The organism is Trinickia sp. (assembly GCF_057351765.1).
Genome location: NZ_JBMRBK010000015.1, coordinates 64768 through 81644 on the forward strand (window position 1 = coordinate 64768; position 16877 = coordinate 81644).

The 16877-nt window shown below is 64.7% G+C and carries 18 protein-coding genes; 15 read left to right on the top strand and 3 right to left on the bottom strand.

The annotated features are described in order from the left end of the window. Nucleotides 1-3 precede the first annotated feature (3 nt). Nucleotides 4-912, top strand: coding sequence for a pirin family protein (locus ACO1XS_RS02905; protein ID WP_414720185.1), 909 nt, complete (start codon nucleotides 4-6; stop codon nucleotides 910-912). A 75-nt stretch (nucleotides 913-987) separates the two neighbouring features. Further along, nucleotides 988-1836 (top strand): thioredoxin, encoded by an 849-nt coding sequence (trxA, locus tag ACO1XS_RS02910; RefSeq protein WP_331568077.1) that lies wholly within the window; start codon nucleotides 988-990, stop codon nucleotides 1834-1836. Nucleotides 1837-1895: 59 nt separating this feature from the next. Here the strand turns inward: trxA and ACO1XS_RS02915 are convergent, their stop codons facing one another. Then, nucleotides 1896-2729 (bottom strand): tRNA threonylcarbamoyladenosine dehydratase, encoded by an 834-nt coding sequence (locus tag ACO1XS_RS02915; RefSeq protein WP_414720187.1) that lies wholly within the window; start codon nucleotides 2727-2729, stop codon nucleotides 1896-1898. Between the two features lie 218 nt (nucleotides 2730-2947). Here ACO1XS_RS02915 and pdxH point away from each other — a divergent pair, with 218 nt between their 5' ends. From pdxH to ACO1XS_RS02930, 3 genes are all read left to right on the top strand, one after another. Then, the gene (gene pdxH / locus ACO1XS_RS02920) at nucleotides 2948-3586 is read left to right on the top strand and encodes a pyridoxamine 5'-phosphate oxidase (RefSeq protein ID WP_331568079.1); all 639 of its coding nucleotides are present in this window, start codon (nucleotides 2948-2950) and stop codon (nucleotides 3584-3586) included. A gap of 115 nt (nucleotides 3587-3701) precedes the next feature. After that, a complete protein-coding gene (locus ACO1XS_RS02925) occupies nucleotides 3702-4964 on the top strand; it encodes a cyclopropane-fatty-acyl-phospholipid synthase family protein (RefSeq protein WP_331568080.1) in 1263 nt (420 codons plus the stop codon). Further along, the gene (locus ACO1XS_RS02930) at nucleotides 4912-6126 is read left to right on the top strand and encodes a DUF72 domain-containing protein (RefSeq protein ID WP_486389977.1); all 1215 of its coding nucleotides are present in this window, start codon (nucleotides 4912-4914) and stop codon (nucleotides 6124-6126) included. The genes ACO1XS_RS02925 and ACO1XS_RS02930 overlap by 53 nt, the downstream gene beginning before the upstream one ends. A 50-nt stretch (nucleotides 6127-6176) precedes the next feature. Here the strand turns inward: ACO1XS_RS02930 and msrA are convergent, their stop codons facing one another. Continuing rightward, nucleotides 6177-6728 (bottom strand): peptide-methionine (S)-S-oxide reductase MsrA, encoded by a 552-nt coding sequence (gene msrA, locus ACO1XS_RS02935; RefSeq protein WP_331568107.1) that lies wholly within the window; start codon nucleotides 6726-6728, stop codon nucleotides 6177-6179. Nucleotides 6729-6988: 260 nt separating this feature from the next. On the opposite strand from msrA, the gene ACO1XS_RS02940 reads away from it, so the two are divergent. Continuing rightward, complete coding sequence (locus ACO1XS_RS02940) at nucleotides 6989-7498, top strand: flavin reductase family protein (protein ID WP_173257317.1); 510 nt, start codon at nucleotides 6989-6991, stop codon at nucleotides 7496-7498. An 83-nt stretch (nucleotides 7499-7581) separates the two neighbouring features. Here ACO1XS_RS02940 and ACO1XS_RS02945 read toward each other — a convergent pair whose 3' ends face one another. Further along, nucleotides 7582-8079: an Lrp/AsnC family transcriptional regulator gene (locus tag ACO1XS_RS02945; RefSeq protein WP_331568082.1), complete on the bottom strand. Its 498-nt coding sequence runs from the start codon at nucleotides 8077-8079 to the stop codon at nucleotides 7582-7584. Nucleotides 8080-8211: 132 nt separating this feature from the next. Between ACO1XS_RS02945 and kynB the strand changes: the two genes are divergently transcribed. The 9 genes from kynB to xylB form a co-directional block, all read left to right on the top strand. Continuing rightward, the gene (gene kynB, locus ACO1XS_RS02950; RefSeq protein ID WP_331568083.1) at nucleotides 8212-8859 is read left to right on the top strand and encodes an arylformamidase; all 648 of its coding nucleotides are present in this window, start codon (nucleotides 8212-8214) and stop codon (nucleotides 8857-8859) included. A 54-nt stretch (nucleotides 8860-8913) separates the two neighbouring features. After that, complete coding sequence (gene kynU, locus ACO1XS_RS02955; protein ID WP_486389978.1) at nucleotides 8914-10164, top strand: kynureninase; 1251 nt, start codon at nucleotides 8914-8916, stop codon at nucleotides 10162-10164. Between the two features lie 68 nt (nucleotides 10165-10232). After that, nucleotides 10233-11138 carry a tryptophan 2,3-dioxygenase gene (gene kynA, locus ACO1XS_RS02960; RefSeq protein ID WP_486389979.1) on the top strand — a complete coding sequence of 302 codons (906 nt, stop codon included), beginning with the start codon at nucleotides 10233-10235 and terminating at the stop codon, nucleotides 11136-11138. Between the two features lie 121 nt (nucleotides 11139-11259). Further along, complete coding sequence (locus ACO1XS_RS02965; RefSeq protein WP_331568086.1) at nucleotides 11260-11745, top strand: Fur family transcriptional regulator; 486 nt, start codon at nucleotides 11260-11262, stop codon at nucleotides 11743-11745. A gap of 24 nt (nucleotides 11746-11769) precedes the next feature. Further along, nucleotides 11770-12699 carry a metal ABC transporter solute-binding protein gene (locus tag ACO1XS_RS02970; protein WP_331568087.1) on the top strand — a complete coding sequence of 310 codons (930 nt, stop codon included), beginning with the start codon at nucleotides 11770-11772 and terminating at the stop codon, nucleotides 12697-12699. Further along, nucleotides 12696-13589: an ABC transporter ATP-binding protein gene (locus ACO1XS_RS02975; RefSeq protein WP_486389980.1), complete on the top strand. Its 894-nt coding sequence runs from the start codon at nucleotides 12696-12698 to the stop codon at nucleotides 13587-13589. The genes ACO1XS_RS02970 and ACO1XS_RS02975 overlap by 4 nt, the downstream gene beginning before the upstream one ends. Further along, on the top strand, nucleotides 13582-14370 hold the full coding sequence (locus ACO1XS_RS02980) for a metal ABC transporter permease (RefSeq protein ID WP_331568089.1): 789 nt from the start codon (nucleotides 13582-13584) through the stop codon (nucleotides 14368-14370). Before ACO1XS_RS02975 ends, ACO1XS_RS02980 begins: the two co-directional genes overlap by 8 nt. A 107-nt stretch (nucleotides 14371-14477) precedes the next feature. Continuing rightward, the gene (gene dalD, locus ACO1XS_RS02985; protein ID WP_331568090.1) at nucleotides 14478-15875 is read left to right on the top strand and encodes a D-arabinitol 4-dehydrogenase; all 1398 of its coding nucleotides are present in this window, start codon (nucleotides 14478-14480) and stop codon (nucleotides 15873-15875) included. A gap of 100 nt (nucleotides 15876-15975) precedes the next feature. Beyond that, on the top strand, nucleotides 15976-16877 hold a 902-nt coding region (xylB, locus tag ACO1XS_RS02990; RefSeq protein ID WP_486389981.1), incomplete at its 3' end, for a xylulokinase.

Below are 16877 nucleotides of genomic sequence, written 5' to 3' on the forward strand. Positions count from 1 at the left end.
GCCATGTCGCCTGTACCGGAATCGTCACCGCTGCCCGAGTCGGTCAGAGCGGTCCTCAAGCCTTCGCAGCGCGACATCGGCGGTTTCGCCGTGCGGCGCGTGCTGCCCGCGCTCGCCGCGCGGCTCGTGGGTCCCTTCATCTTCTTCGATCACATGGGCCCTGCCGCGCTTGCGCCCGGCGCGGGCCTCGATGTGCGCCCCCACCCGCATATCGGTCTTGCGACGGTGACCTACCTGTTCGAAGGCGCCATCGTTCATCGCGACAGCATCGGTTCCGTGCAGACGATCGTGCCGGGCGACGTCAACTGGATGACGGCGGGACGCGGCATCGTCCACTCCGAGCGGACCCCGCCCGAGGAGCGAGCCCGCGGACCGCGCATGCACGGTATTCAGACCTGGGTGGCGCTGCCGCTCGAGCATGAAACGATCGAGCCTGCATTCGAGCATCACGCGGCCGCGACACTGCCGCGTATCGAGCGCGGCGGCGTCACGCTCGATGTGATCGCGGGCTCTGCCTTCGGCGCGCGCTCGCCCGTGCGCACGTTCTCCCCCACGCTGTACGCGGCGGCGCGCTTCGCGCCCGCAAGCGCACTGGCGCTCGACGCCGAGCACGACGAGCGCGGCGTCTATCTCGTCGACGGCGACCTCGCGATCGACGGCATGCCGCTGCCGCTGGGCCATATGGCGGTGCTGAGCCCCGGCGAGACGGCGACGCTTGCCAGCACCGGCGGGGCTACCGCGATGCTGCTTGGCGGCGCGAAACTGACGGGCGAGCGTTTCATCGAATGGAACTTCGTGGCCAGCTCGCGCGAAAAGATCGAGGCCGCCAAGCGCGCATGGAGCGAGCAGACGATGGGCCGCATCGAAGGCGAGACGGAGTGGATCCCGCTTCCCGAGCGCCCGCACCGGTGAGGCGGTGGGCGCAGGGTTGAAATGCGGGGGCCCGGTCCCAATCTGAGCCGCAGGTCCACTGCAAACGAGGATGCGATGAACACCACTTTGGCCACTTTCGAACAGGATGTGATCGAGGCGTCCAAGCTCGTCCCGGTCCTCGTCGATTTTTGGGCGCCGTGGTGCGGTCCGTGCAAGACGCTCGGCCCGCTGCTCGAAAAGCTCGAGCAGGACTACGCCGGCAAATGGCGCCTCGTGCAGGTCAACGTCGACGAAAACCCGCAACTGGCGGCCCACTTTCAAGTGCGCAGCATTCCGCATGTCGTGGCATTCGCCGATGGTCAGCCTGTCGACCAATTCATCGGCGTATTGCCCGAAAGTCAGTTGCGCGCATTTCTCGATCGGCTCGTGCCCAATGCGGCGCAAACCGAGCATAAGCGCGCGCTCGCGGCGCTGAGCAACGGTCAGCGCGACGTGGCGATCGATCACCTGCAAACCGCACTGGCACTCGAGCCCGGCAACGACTCTGCCCGGCTGGACTTGATCCAGGTACTGCTCGACGACGAGCGCATCGACGAGGCGCGTACCGAAGTCGAGCGCCTTTCGGACAAGACGAAGCAAGGCATCGACGTGCGGTATAACACGGTGAAAACGCGGCTGGACGCGCTCGACGCGGCAGCCGAGCTGCCGCCGACCGATGCACTGGAGGCGCGCATCGCGACGAATCCGGGCGATCTCGAAGCCCGCTTCGACCTCGCGAGCGCGCTGATCGCGCGGCGGGATTACGGTGGGGCGCTCGCGCACTTGCTCGAGATCGTCAAGCGGGACCGGACGTTCCGCGACGACATCGGACGCAAGACGATGCTCTCGGTCTTCGATCTCGCTGCGCACCAGCCCGAGCTCGTGGCCGAATGGCGGCGTAAGCTCAGCGCGGCCCTCCATTAACGAAAGGCGCTGCGGCGGCGCGGCGCGGGAACGCCCTTTGGCAGCCGCCGCCGCTTTGCCTATCCAGCGGCCTTCGCAAGCGCCGCCAGCACGTGCGCGGCCGCCGCAAAACCGAAGCTCGCGGTCACGCACACGCTCGAGCCGAATCCGGCACAATTCAGGCCGATCGGCCCCGCATGCCCGGGCGACGCTTCCAGATGCTGGGCGACATCGTCCATGTCGCATACCGCCGCCTCGGGATAGATGAGCGGCTCGTCCGAATAGACGGCACTGACCTTGAACTTCGCCTTCGGTCCGCGCGGGAAACCGTGGTGCTTGCGCAATTGCGCGCGCACTTTCGAGAGCAGCGGATCTTGAACCGTCGACGCGAGATCGTCGATGCGAATGCGCGTCGGATCGAGCTGGCCGCCCGCGCCGCCCACGGTGATGAGCGGTTGTCCGCGGGCCACGCACCAGGCGATGAGCGCCGTCTTGGTGCGCACGCTGTCGATGGCATCGACGATGTAATCGAGCCTGCCGCCGAAGAGCGTCTCGAAGTTGTCCGGTTCGGCGAAGTCCTCGACGAGGCGCACGTCGCAAGCCCGGTCGATGAGGCGGATGCGTTCGGCCATCGCCTCGACTTTCGGCTTGCCGAAATTGCCGTCGAGTGCATGGATCTGGCGGTTCGTGTTGCTCTCGGCCACGTTATCGAGATCGACCAGCGTAAGCGTGCCGATCGCGCTGCGCGCAAGCGCCTCCGCCACCCACGAGCCCACGCCGCCGATCCCGATGACGGCCACATGCGCCCGCTCGAATGCGGCCAGGGCGGGAGCGCCGTAGAGCCGCCCCACCCCGCCGAAGCGCCGTGCACGGTCCGCATGATCGAGATCATGCTCGGTGCGCGGGGGATGGATAAGATCTGGGCTCGTTCCCTGAGTGGCGGACATGATGCGTAAAGTGAAAGCTGCGTGAAAACCGCGGTCGAAATTACGGAGAAAGACTGCGCTCGAGGGGTCTATTGTGCCCGATAGCGTGCCCCGGCCGTTGCTTCGAACAGACGACACGAGCACGGTCGCGCACGTTTTTTCGGCCTTGGCTATACTTGAGTCGACTGAAGCGGTCACATAAGAAGATGATCACTCTTGCTGAACTTCGCAACGAATACGCGCGCGGATCGCTCGACGAACACGATGTCGAGCCCGATCCGATCCGCCAGTTCCAGCTCTGGTTCCAACAGGCCCTCGACGCCCAGGTGCCCGAGCCGAACGCGATGACGCTTGCCACCGTGGACGAGCAGGGGCAGCCGTCGGCCCGTATCGTGCTTGTGAAGGGTGCCGACGAGCGAGGCTTCGTCTTTTTCACCAATTACGAAAGCCGCAAGGGCCACGATCTGGCGATCAATCCGCGGGCAAGTCTGCTTTTTTACTGGATCGAGCTCGAGCGTCAGGTGCGCATCGAAGGCACGATCGAGAAAACGAGCGCGCAGGAGAGCGATGCCTATTTCGCGTCGCGCCCGCTCGGATCGCGCATCGGTGCATGGGCCTCCGAGCAAAGCCGCGAAATCGCCGGCCGGACAGTGCTCGAGGAGCGTGAACAAGCGTTTGCCGAGCGATTCGGCGACAATCCCCCGCGCCCGCCGCAGTGGGGAGGCTACCGCGTCGTGCCGGCGAGGATGGAATTCTGGCAAGGTCGACCGTCTCGTTTGCACGACCGCATTGTGTACACGCGCAATGCCGACGCGAGCTGGCAGATCTCACGCCTGTCGCCATGACAGAAGATTGAAACGGAGTGTTTTCGAAGTCCAGACCATGCCGATGCTCCGAGCGCCGGACATGGTTGTTTTGCTTAGCTTTGCTATTCATTTCAACGGACACGGAGAATCTCGCATGTTCTGGGAAAAGAAGCTGGCGCAGTGGGTGGAAGACGTGCGGGCGACGACGAATCTGCCCGCGCGCCTCGTTCTTTGGGATGGGCAGCAGCACGACTTCGGCAGTTTCGCCGCGCCGCAAGTTACGCTGAAGGTGAACCACGCCTCGGCATTGCCGCTCCTGCTCGAACCGAGTCTCGATAACCTCGGCGAAGCGTATGTGAAGGGCAAGATCGATATCGAGGGCAAACTCTCGGACATCATTTCGATCGGCTATTCGCTCGCAAAAAACACCATTACGGGCGCCAGTAAGCTCGCTCGCGTGCGGCGCTATTTCAATCACACGAAATCGTCGGACAAAAAGGCCATTCAATATCATTACGACGTTTCGAACGCGTTCTATCAGCTCTGGCTCGACGAGAACATGGTCTATTCGTGTGCCTACTTCGAAAACGGCGACGAGGATCTCGCCACGGCACAGTTGAAGAAGATCGACCATATCCTCACCAAGATTCAATTGCAGCCAGGGCAGCGGTTGCTCGACATCGGCTGCGGATGGGGGGCGCTCGTGCTGCGCGCGGCCAGCAAGTTCGGCGCGAAGTGCGTCGGCGTGACGCTGTCGCAAAACCAGTTCGATCTGGCGACGGAACGGGTCAAAGCGGCGGGCCTCGTCGATCGCATCGAAATTCGTCTGCAGGACTACCGCGACATCCCGGGACAGTTCGATCGCGTGACGAGCGTCGGGATGTTCGAGCACGTCGGGCGCAAGAATCTTCCGACGTATTTCGCGAAGGTTCGGGAGTTGCTCGCCGAAGACGGCATCGCCATGAATCACGGCATTACGTCGACGGACTACGATAGCGGCGAAACCGCACTCGGGGGCGGCGAATTCATCGATCGCTACGTGTTCCCCGACGGCGAGTTGCCTCATATCAGCCTCGCGCTCGAATCGCTGCAGCGCGGCGGCCTCGAAGCCGTCGATATCGAAAGCCTGCGCCGGCACTACGCACGCACGCTCAACATCTGGACCGAAAATTTCGAGACCTACGCGGACGAAGCGCGCAAGCTCGTCGATGACGAGAAATTCCGCATCTGGCGGCTCTATCTCGCCGGCTGCGCCTATGCGTTCGAGCACGACGACGTATCGATCTATCAAATCGTCTGCCGCCGAGCCGGACGCAGCGCGCAGACGTTGCCGTGGTCCCGCCGCTACATGTACGATCGGCCGCTTGGAGAAACGCGTACGAGTACCGCGCCCGTTGCGGCCATCGATGGACGATAGCAAAGAAGACCCACAATTCGATCTCTTTGGTGCACTGCCGGCGCCCGACGGCGCGCCGCGAACCTCGGGGGAGCCTGACCATACCGAACCGGCTCGCGCCGGCGCCGCGACTCCCTCCAAGGGCGGGCGCCGCGCGCGGGCCGTGCTGCCGGCCGCGCTCCCGCCCGAGCTCGGCGAGCTGGCTGGCAGCTTGCCGCCGCAGATTCGCCTCGGAACATCCTCGTGGTCGTTTCCGGGCTGGGAAGGCATCGTCTACGGCGAAGCCTACAGCGATTCGAAGCTCTCCCGCGACGGGCTCGCCGCCTACGGCATCCATCCGCTGCTACGCACGGTCAGCCTCGATCGATCGTTTTACGCGCCGCTTTCCATCGCCGACTATCTGCGTTACGCGCAGCAAGTAGCCGACGATTTTCGTTTCATCGTCAAGGCACCGGCATCGGTGACGGATGCGACGGTGCGGGGCGAACGCGGCGAGCCCGTCGCCGACAATCCCTGCTTTCTCGATGCGGGCCTGGCCGCTCGCGAATTCGTTGAGCCGTGCCTGGCCGGCCTTGGCGCCAAAGCCGGCGTGCTTGTTTTTCAGTTTTCGCCCATGCCCGAACGCATGCTCGCCGAGCCGGCGGCATGGGTCGAACGGCTCGCCGCCTTCTTTGCCGCGTTGCCGCCGCTACCCAGCGGTACCGATGAAGCACCGGGCCCTTGCTACGCGCTCGAGATACGCGATGCGTGCCTGTTGACGCCGCGGCTCATCCGCATGCTGCGCGAGCGCGGTGTGCGTTATTGCGTCGGGCTGCACGCGCGCATGCCCGAGGCGTTGCGCCAGGCCGCGGCCCTCGCCCTCATGGACGGCGACGAGCCAGCCGGCCCGCTCGTCGTTCGCTGGAGCCTGCACAGCGGATTCAAATACGAGCAGGCGAAGGCAAAGTACGAGCCGTTCAATCGACTCGTCGACGAAGACCCCGCCACGCGGCATTCGCTCGCGGAGCTGGCCGCGCGTTATGCGTTGGCCGGCCAGCCGGTACTCATCATCGTCAACAACAAGGCGGAGGGCTCCGCCCCGCTTTCGTGCGCTGCGCTTGCTCGAGAGATAGCAGCGGCTTGCGAGCGACTGCGCGAAGAAAGGACTGGTGGGAACGCGGGCGTCGAGCAGAGCGAGCGCTGACGACGGCGTCAGCACCGGCACGAATCGTTCGCACCTCCAAGCCGTTGCCGTCAAGCGCCGGAGCGTGTCCAGCTGGCGAACTTGGCCCGGAACTTGGCCACTTTCGGGGCCACGACGAACGCGCAGTACCCCTGCTCGGGATGTTGCGCAAAGTAATTCTGGTGATAGGCCTCGGCGGGCCAATAATTGTCGTCGAGGGAGCGGACTTCGGTCACGATCGGTTTGTCATACACGTGCTCCTGCTCGAGTTCGTCCATGACCTCCCGCGCAATGTCGCGTTGCGTATCGGAGTGCGTGAAGATGATCGATCGATATTGCGTCCCCACGTCGTTGCCCTGTCTGTTGAGCTGCGTCGGATCGTGGATCGAAAAAAATACCTGGAGGATCTCGCGGTAGCTGATCTTCCTGGGGTCGAATTGAACCTTGACCACTTCGGCGTGGCCGGTCCCGCCGTCGCACACCTGCTCGTAGCTCGGACGCGGGACGTTGCCGCCCGCATACCCCGATTCGACGGAAACGACGCCGTCGAGATCGACATAAACCGCTTCCAGACACCAGAAACAACCTCCGCCCAACGTAGCGGTTTCCATCGGCTCAGTCATGACTGTCTCCCTGTCGACGAGCGTATGCGCTTCGGTGTATTCGCTCACAAACGGATTCTAAAAGCTTAGTGCGTTTTATGTGCGGCGGAGCGCTCGAGCCCCCGGCTGACCCGAATGCGCGGCGAAATGTCCGGATTCCATTAGAATTTCGCCTATTCGCCTTTTCGCACCATGACCTTCGACTCTTCACTCCAGCTGTTCCTTCCCCGCCTGTCCACGCCACAAGCTCGTCCACGATCCCGCCGCCGGGAGTCACGCCGATGAAGCATGCGAGCCCACCCGACTTCGATTCGGGAATGTTCCGCCGCGCGCTTGGACAGTTCGCCACGGGCGTCACCGTCATCACCACCCGCGCCCCCTCCGGCCAGTTGATCGGTATCACGGCGAGTTCGTTCAATTCGGTATCGCTCGATCCGCCCCTCGTGCTCTGGAGTCTCGCGACCCGGTCCGCATCGATGCCGGTGTTTCGCAGCAATAGCCATTACGTGGTCAACGTGCTATCGGAAACGCAATACGATCTCTGTCAGCGCTTTGCCACGGTCAAGGGCGACCGGTTCGCGGGTGTGTCGCACGCGGCGGGCGGCACGGGCATGCCCGTGCTCGACGGCGCGCTCGCATGGTTCGAATGCCATAACCGCAGCCGCTACGACGAAGGGGACCACGTGATTTTCGTGGGAGAAGTCGAGCGCTGCGGCGTCCATCCGGACGCCGAAAGCATGGCCCCGCTCGTTTTCCACGGCGGTGCATTCCACGGATTGAAGCCGCGTTGAAACACGGCGCGACAACGCCTTCAAACCTCGGCGAGGGTCTGATATCGGCGTGAATAATGACCGCTCCGCGGCAGCGACCTCGCTCAGTGCGGCGGCGTCGGCGTCGGCGTCAGCGTCACCGGCACGCCGGAGTCTTCCTTGAGCGTTTGAAGGACGATGTTCGACCGGATATCCATCACGCCGGGCGCCTTGTAGAGCTTCGAAAGCACGAAATCGGAGTAATGCTTGAGGCTATGCGCGAGCACGCGCAGCAGATAATGGCTCTCGCCCGTCACGACGAAGGCCGCAACCACTTCGGGCCACTCGCGCACGGCCGTGGCGAAGCGCTCATGCCAGTTCTCCTGATCGTTGCGCATCGAAACCTGCACGAATGCCTCGAGCTCGAGCCCGAGCGCCTCGCGGTTCAGACACGCCCGGTAACGCTCGATGACGCCCTGCTCCTCCAACAAACGCAACCGGCGCAAACACGCTGACGGCGATAGCGAAATTCTTTCCGCGAGATCGAGATTGCTGATGCGGCCCTCGTTTTGCAGCACACTCAGAATGCGGCAATCCGTGGCGTCGAGCGAGATCGCGTTCATTTTTGCCCCCATTTCGATGCTTATATCGAATTATCTTCTAGTCTAGCGCGCTTGGCGCGATGATTTCGCAAGCACCTTGCGCGCCTGGGCGCTTATCATCGAAGCATCCGTTCTTATTCACCACCCGCCAAAATGGACAATCGCAGGCTCTGGGATATTTCGCCGCCCGTCGAAGCACACACACCGGTCTGGCCGGGCGATACGCCGGTCACGATTGAACGCGTCTGGAAAATGGACGCGGGTTCGCCGGTCAATGTCGCACGGATGACCCTCTCACCGCATACGGGCGCGCACGCGGACGCGCCGCTGCACTACGACGCTCACGGCGCCCCGATCGGGGCGGTTGGCCTTGCGCCATACCTCGGCACTTGCCGGGTGATCCATTGCATAGGCGCCGCGCCGCTCGTGACGCCGGCGCATCTGGCGGCGCAACTCGACGGCACGCCCCCGCGCGTGCTGCTGCGAACTTACGAGCGGGCACCTGTCGACGCATGGGACGATGCGTTTTGCGCTGTGGCGCCGGAGACGCTCGATCTGCTCGCGCAAAGCGGCGTGATGCTGATCGGTATCGATACGCCGTCGCTCGACCCTCAGACATCCAAAACGATGGACGCTCATGGACGCGTGCGCGCCCACGGAATGGCGATTCTCGAAGGGCTCGTGCTGGACGCGATCGAGCCCGGCGATTACGAACTGATCGCGCTGCCGCTCAAATTGACGACGCTCGACGCAAGCCCCGTGCGCGCGGTCTTGCGCGCGTTGCCCGACAAGCGCGGCTAAAGTCTATCGATCGATCCGCCTTCCGACCCGTTCGTTTCCTGCCGCCCATACATCATGAAAACCCGTGACGAAGCGCTCGCGCTAGACCGCAGCGACCCTCTCGCGCACCTGCGCAGCCGTTTCGCGCTCGACGCGCAGACGATCTATCTCGACGGCAATTCGCTCGGCGTGCCGCCTGTCGCCGCGGCGGCGCGCGCACGCGCGGTCATCGACGATGAATGGCGCGGCGGGCTCATACGCAGTTGGAACGGCGCAGGCTGGTTCGCGTTGCCGCGCAGGCTCGGGGATAAACTCGCGCCACTCGTTGGCGCCGCGGCGGGCGAGACCGTCGTGACCGACACGATCTCGATCAATCTGTTCAAACTGCTCTCGGCGGCGTTACGCGAAGCCGACGCGCGCGATGCGAGCCGCCGCGTGATCGTCTCCGAGCGCGCGAATTTCCCGACCGATCTCTATATCGCACAGGGGCTCATCGAACAACTCGATCGCGGCTACACGCTGCGGCTCGTCGACGACCCCGCGGATCTGCCCGCCGCGATCGACGGCGAAACGGCCGTCGTCATGCTCACGCACGTCAACTATCGCACGGGCCTTATGCACGACATGGGCGCAATGACGGAGATCGCTCATCGTGCCGGCGCGCTCGCGCTCTGGGACCTCGCGCATTCGGCCGGCGCGGTGCCCGTCGATCTGCACGGCGCCAATGCCGATTTCGCGGTCGGCTGCACGTACAAGTATCTGAACGGCGGCCCGGGTTCGCCCGCTTTCGCGTGGGTGCCCAAGCGCCATCAGGCGCGGCTCTCGCAGCCGCTCTCCGGATGGTGGGGACATCGCGCCCCGTTCGCGATGGACCCGCGTTATACGCCCGACGACGGCATCGGACGGTTCCTTTGCGGCACGCAGCCCATCGTTTCGATGGCGCTCGTCGAGAGTGGGCTCGACGTTTTTCTCGAGACGGACATGCACGCCGTGCGCCGCAAGTCGCTCGCCCTCACCGATCAATTCATCGCGCTTGTCGAATCGCGCTGCGCGGGCCAGGCGCTTTCGCTCGTCACGCCGCGCGCGCATGCGCAGCGCGGCTCGCACGTGAGTTTCGAACATCGGCACGGCTATGAAGTGATGCAAGCGCTCATCGCGCGCGGCGTGATCGGCGACTATCGCGAACCGTCCGTGCTGCGCTTCGGGTTCACACCGCTCTATACGCGCTTCGTCGACGTCTGGGATGCCGTCGAAACCCTGCGCGACATTCTCGAGCGCCAAACGTGGCGGGCGCCCGAATTCGCCGCGCGCCATACCGTGACTTGAACCGATGTTCGCCGGTGCGGTGCGGATCGACGATCGGCCGCATTGCAAAGGATGGAGAGGAATTCGACATGACCGATTACATGGAGCTGCCCGAGTTGCCGGACGTATCCGGCGCCGGTACCGCGAAAGCCGGCAGCGCAAGCGCGCGCAACGGCGAAGGCTGGCATGACGCCAAGCTCGATTTTTCACAATCGATGAGCTATGGCGATTACTTGTCGCTGGAATCGCTGCTGTCCGCGCAGCATCCGCTGTCGCCCGACCACAACGAGATGCTGTTCATCATTCAGCATCAGACGAGCGAACTCTGGATGAAGCTCGCGCTGTACGAGCTGCACGCGGCGCTCGATTGCGTGAAGGGCGACGCCCTGCCGCCCGCCTTCAAGATGCTCGCGCGCGTGTCGCGCATTCTCGAACAGCTCGTTCAGGCGTGGAATGTTCTGGCCACGATGACACCGTCCGAATACACCGCCATGCGCCCGTATCTCGGCCGGTCGTCGGGCTTTCAGTCGTATCAATACCGGCAAATCGAATTCATGCTCGGCAACAAGAACGCGCAGATGCTCAAGCCGCACGAGCATCGGCCGGACATCCTGGCGGCCGTGCGCGCGGCGCTCGAGGCCCCCTCGTTTTACGACGAAGTGGTCAAGCTGCTTGCGCGACGCGGCTTCGCGATCGCACCCGAGCGGCTCGAGCGCGACTGGACCTCGCCCACCGCCTACGACGCTTCGGTCGAAGCGGCATGGCTCGAGGTCTATCGCAACCCGTCGCAGCACTGGGAGCTCTACGAGATGGCCGAGGAACTCGTCGATCTCGAGGACGCATTTCGCCAGTGGCGCTTTCGTCACGTCACGACGGTGGAGCGCATCATCGGCTATAAGCAAGGTACCGGCGGCACAGCGGGCGCCCCGTATCTCCGCAAGATGCTCGACGTCGTGCTTTTCCCCGAGCTTTGGCACGTGCGCACCGTGCTTTGAAACGAGGAAGCGCCGTTGCTGCCGCGGCGCCTTGCCGATACCCCCGCGTAGCGAAGCGGTTTTCCGGCTGAGCGGATGATATGTTATATCATGTCACCCATACTCAATCGGGACCGACGTCATGTCCGCTGCCGCTCACTCCCATTCCGTCGCCGATCGACTCGCGCGCGCCGATGCGTTCGCGGCCGAGAACGGCCTCGCGCTGACTCCGCTGCGTCGGCAGGTCTATGCACTCGTTGCGGGTGCGGGCAAGCCGATCGGCGCCTACGACCTCCTCGCGGCGCTCGAACCCGAGCGCGGACGGGTGCCGCCCACCACGGTCTATCGCGCACTCGACTTTCTCGTCGAGCACGGCTTCGTGCATCGAATCGAATCGCGCAATGCGTTCGTCGCCTGCTGCGAAGTCGGCAAACCGCATCAGAGCCAATTCCTGATTTGCGAGCGTTGCGGCGAAACCGTCGAGATTCCCGGCGACGAGCTCGCCGAGCGCCTGTCCGCGACGCCGCCTGCGCACGGGTTCGAAGTCCACAAGCAAGTCGTCGAGTTGAGCGGACTGTGCGGCGAATGCAAGGCGCAGGGCCGGTCCGCGCCGCCGCGCTCTTCGTAACGTCGATACCAAGGAAAAATATTGATGAATTCGATTGCCAGGATTCGGCGCATCGGCCGCAATAGCCGGACCGTCGCCATCGCGAAAGCCGTCGCGGCGGGGTTCGCCGCGTTGTCGATGAGCGCAGCCGCGTTCGCGGCCGGCGACGTCAAAGTCAACATTGTGGCGGCCGAGAATTTCTATGGCGATATCGCGAGGCAAATCGGCGGCGAGCATGTCGACGTGACGAGCATTCTCAGCAATCCCGATCAGGATCCGCATCTGTTCGAGGCCAGCCCGAAGACGGCGCGGGCGCTGCAGCACGCCGCGATCGTCGTCTACAACGGCGCCGCGTACGATCCGTGGATGGAAAAACTGCTCGCCGCGTCCAAGGGCGGCCAGCGCACGACCATCGTCGCGGCCGAACTCGTCGGCAAGAAGAGCGGCGACAACCCGCACCTCTGGTACGCCCCGCAGACGATGCCGGCCGTCGCCCGCAAGATCGAGGCGGCACTGGTTACGGCCGACCCGACGCACAAGGCCGACTACGACCGGCATCTGTCGGCCGTCATCGATGCGCTGAAGCCGATCGACCAGAAGGTCGCCCAGTTGCGCGAGCGCTATCGCGGCACGCCGGTGACCGCAACGGAGCCCGTGTTCGGCTATCTGTCGGACGCGATAGGCCTCGATATGCGCAACATGCGCTTTCAGTTGGCCGCCATGAACGACACGGAACCGAGCGCCAGCGACATCGCGACGTTCGAGCGCGATCTGCGCGAGCGGAAAGTCCGCGTGCTGATCTACAACAGCCAGGCAACGGAAGCGCTGACCAAAAGGATGCTCCAGCTCGCGAAGCACTCGGGCGTGCCGACGGTGAGCGTCACGGAAACGCAACCGGCGGGCAAGACCTTCCAGCAATGGATGCTCGCTCAACTCGGCGCGCTCGAGGCTGCGCTCGACGCGAAACAACCATGATCGAGGCAATGGCAACGGCAATGGCGTCGGCCCGCGGCTGCGCACTCGAACTCGAGCGCGTCACGATCGCGCTGGGCGGGCGCACGATCCTTGCCGATACCGATCTTTCCGTTGGCGCGGGGGAATTCGTCGGCGTGCTCGGCCCCAATGGCGCGGGCAAAACCACACTGCTGCGCGCGATTCTCGGGCTGGTCCCGCTCGCGCACGGAACGATCCGCATCGCGGGCGAGCCGATCGCCCGCGGCAACCCGGGCATCGGCTACATGCCGCAAGTGCGCAGCGCGCTTGCCGGCCGGCGGCTGCGCGGGCGCGACTTCATCGCCATGGCGGCGGACGGACATCGTTGGGGCCTGCCGCGTACCGATGCGGCCACGCGCGCCGAAGTCGAGCGGGTCCTGGATCTCGTGGACGGCCACGCGTTGGCCGAGCGCCCCCTGTCCGAGCTCTCGGGTGGCGAGCGGCAGCGGCTTTTGCTGGCGCAATGCCTGCTCGGCCAGCCGCGCCTGCTGCTGCTCGACGAGCCGCTCATCAGCCTCGATCCGAGCCATCAACGCGGCGTGGTGGAACTCGTGCGCCGCGTGCAGCGCGAGCTGGGCATCACTGTGCTCTTTTCCGCACACGAGCTGAACCCGCTGTTGAGCGCGCTCGATCGCGTGCTGTATCTCGGCAACGGTTCCGCTGCGCTCGGCACCGTCGACGAAGTCATCACTCGGCCGGTGCTGTCCCGGCTCTATGGCTCGCCGATCGACGTCATGCGCGTGAACGGCCGCATTTTCGTCATGTCAGGCGACGTCGAAATCGAAAAACACGATCACGCGCACGAGGGCGAGCCGGGAGCCGGCAACGGGCACGGCCACGTCCATTCTCACGGGCATACGCACGATGTTTGAATACGACTTCATGGTCAACGCGTTCGCGGCATCGGGCATCGTTGCGGTGCTGGCCGGGATCGTCGGCTACTTCCTCGTCATGCGCGAGCAGACATTCGCGGGGCATGCCCTGTCGCACGTCGGCTTCACGGGCGCGACGGGCGCCGCGCTGATCGGCGTCTCGCCGCTCTGGGGGATGATTGCGTTCACGCTGGCCGCGGGGCTTTCGATGGGCGCGCTCGGCGAGCGGCTGGCCGGACGCGATGTCGCCATCGGCGTCGTGCTCTCGCTTTCGCTTGGCTGCGGACTGCTGTTCCTGCACTTCTTCACGGCGTACGCCACGCAAATCACGGCACTGCTGTTCGGCAACGTGCTCGGCGTCACGCATACGACGCTCGCCATACTGGCCGGCATCGCGGTGGCGAGCCTCGTCGCGCTCGGCGCAATCATGCGCCCGCTCGTTTTTGCGACGCTGCAACCCGAGCTCGCCGAAGCGAAGGGAGTCTCGCTGCGCGTCGTATCGATGCTGTTCCTGACGATCGCCGCGCTCGCCGTGGCCGCCTGTACGCAGATCGTCGGCGTGTTGCTCGTCTTCACGCTGATGGTCGGCCCTGCCGCCGCGGCGCAGAACATCTCGACGCGCCTTCGCAGCGGGATCGCACTCGCCGCGGCGTTTGCGCTGGCACAGGCGTGGCTCGGCGTGACGCTCGCGTTCTATACCGATTGGCCCACGAGCTTCTGGATCACCGCCCTCGCCGCACTCGTCTATCTGGCGAGTCTGCTCGCGCGACGCCGATCTTGACTTTCACTCCGCGCAAACCGATCATTCGCTCATCTGCAGAACAAAAGATCGACCCATCGCATTGAATCGGCGATTGGGGTCATATCTGACTGGATCGGAGACAAGCGATGGACAATGCGCAGCGCGGCGCTTCAAATGTAATCGTCCACCTCGGCGCGGGATCGTTTCACCGCGCCCATCAGGCGTGGTATCTGCATCGGCTGCAGCAGGCCAGCGCGCCGGGCGAGCCTCAGTGGTCGCTCACGGTCGGCAATATCCGCGGCGACATGAATGCCGTGCTCGACGCGCTGGCGGCGCAACACGGGCGCTATACGCTCGAGACCGTCACGCCGCAAGGCGAGCGCGCCTACGAAACGGTCGGCTCGATCGGCCGCGTGCTGCCGTGGTCGCCCGGGCTCGAGGCGCTCATCGAAGCGGGTGCCGATCCGGCATGCAAGATCGTCTCGTTCACGGTGACCGAGGGCGGCTATTACCTCGACGAACACGACCGGCTCGATACGGCCAATGCGGACCTCGCCGCCGATCTGCGCGGCGGGCGAACCACGATCTACGGTGCGCTCGCTGCCATTCTCGAAGCCCGCCAATCCCGCAATGCCGGCCCCGTCACACTGCAAAGCTGCGACAACCTGCGCAGCAATGGCGAGAGGTTCGAAGCGGGCATGCGCTCGTTTCTCGAGTTGAGCGGCCGCACCGCGCTCGCCGAGTGGTTCGAGGCCAACACGTCCTGCCCCAATTCGATGGTGGATCGCATCACCCCGCGCCCCACACCCGAAGTTCGCGAACGCGTGAAGGCGGCGACCGGTGTCGACGACGCCTGTCCCGTCATGGGCGAGGCCTTCATCCAGTGGGTCATCGAAGATCGCTTTTGCGCCGGGCGTCCGGCATGGGAGCGCGTCGGTGCGGAACTCGTCGAATCGGTGCTGCCCTACGAGGAAGCGAAAATCCGCATCCTGAACGCGAGCCACAGCTGCATCGCATGGGCCGGCACGCTCGCGGGGCTGACGTTCATTCATGAAGGCACGCACGACGCGCGAATCCGCCGGTTCGCGTACGACTATGTGACCGAGGACGTGATCCCCTGTCTCACGCCGAGTCCGCTCGATCTCGCCCGCTATCGCGACGTCGTGCTCGACCGCTTCGGCAACCCGTATATCCAGGACACGAATCAACGCGTGGCCGCCGATGGCTTTTCGAAGATTCCAGGCTTCATCGCGCCGACGCTGTCTGAATCCTTTGCGCGCGGCGCCGAGCCCAACGCCACGGCGGTCCTGCCCGCGCTCTTTTTCCGCTTTCTCGATCGCTGGCGCCAAGGCGCGTTGCCCTATACCTATCAGGATGGCGTGATGGACGAGGCCGCCGCGCGCGGCATGTTCGACGCGCCCGATCCACTGGCCGCTTTTTGCGCATCCCGGCTCCTGTGGGGTGGGCTGGCCGACACTCCGCCCCTCCTGGCCGCGTTGCGAAGCGCGCTCGAACGTGTCGACGGCTGGCTCGCCTCTCGCTGAATCGATGTCGGCAGGGCTCACCCCCATTGCAGTGCATCATTGCGCCCGGCTAAAGTAGCGCATCGCGCTTTTCGACTCCGAATCTGAAGGGCTCACAGCCATGTATCTCGGCATCGATCTCGGCACGTCCGAAGTGAAGGTCTTGCTGCTGGACCCGAACGGGCACGTGCTCGGCACGGCCGGCTCGCCGTTTTCCGTCTCGCGGCCGCATCCGCGCTGGTCCGAGCAGAACCCCGCCGACTGGTGGGAAGGCACCTGCATTGCGCTCGCGAAGCTGCGCGAGTCGCACCGCGAAGCGTTTTCGCAGGTGCGCGGCATCGGACTCTCCGGTCAGATGCATGGCGCCGTCTTGCTCGACGAGCAGGACCGCGTGCTGCGCCCCGCGATTCTCTGGAACGACATGCGCAGCGTCGACGAATGTGAAGCGCTGACCGCGCGCGCGCCGCGGCTGCATGAAATCGCCGGGAACCTGGCCATGCCCGGTTTTACGGCGCCGAAGCTGTTGTGGGTCGCGCGCCACGAACCCGAGCTCTTTCGCCGTACTGCTACCGTGCTGCTGCCGAAAGACTATTTGCGCCTCATGATGACGGGCGACAAGGTCTCGGATCCATCGGACGCCGCTGGGACGCTCTGGCTCGATGTCGCACGGCGCGACTGGTCCGACGAACTGCTCGACGCATGCGATATGAAACGCGCGCAAATGCCCCGCTTGGCTGAGGGCAGCGCCCCGTCCGGCGTGCTGCGGCGCGAACTCGCGCATGAATGGGGGCTTGCCTCGAACGAGATCGTCGTTGCGGCCGGTGGCGGCGACAACGCGACGAGCGCCATCGGCATCGGTGCGACGGAGCCGGGCGACGGTTTCGTCTCGCTCGGTACGTCCGGGGTGCTATGCGTCGTCGGAGATCGGTTCCTGCCGAATCCGGCCTCGGCCGTTCATGCGTTTTGCCATGCCATTCCCGACCGCTGGCATCAGATGAGTGTGGTGCTGTCCGCGGCGAGCTG